The sequence below is a fragment of the Streptomyces sp. NRRL F-525 genome, from assembly GCF_000716605.1.
Lineage (GTDB): Bacteria > Actinomycetota > Actinomycetes > Streptomycetales > Streptomycetaceae > Streptomyces.
In genome coordinates this window covers 1-330 of record NZ_JNXE01000184.1, presented here as the reverse complement: position 1 = coordinate 330, position 330 = coordinate 1, and the positions used below count along the sequence as shown (strand labels likewise).

At 67.0% G+C, this 330-nt stretch carries 1 pseudogene; it reads left to right on the top strand.

Going from position 1 to position 330, the window contains the following annotated elements:
- Positions 1-330: pseudogene (locus tag OO69_RS48450) on the top strand (hypothetical protein); the annotation flags it as partial.

Sequence of the window (330 nt, the reverse complement as noted above, 5' to 3'; positions counted from 1 at the left end):
CTGACCCCCACCATCCTGGACGAGGCCGGACAGGTCCTCGGCCCCGGAATGCCCAACCGCAAGGAAGCCGTCGCCATCGTCAAGGCTGGCGCCTCCCTGGGCCGCTCCCTGGGCATGCCCTGGGTCCTGATCAACCAGGTCGTCAACCTGGACCAGCTCGGCGGGGAACAAGCCATCCGCGCCAACCTCATCAAGGGCGGCACATGGCTCATCCTGCGCACCGACTCCGACCAGACCAACCTCGCAGACCTCCCGCCCGGATTCGAAGGCATCGACCCCGGCATGATCCCCGCCGTCTGGTCCACGGAGGACGAATCACTGGTCTACGAC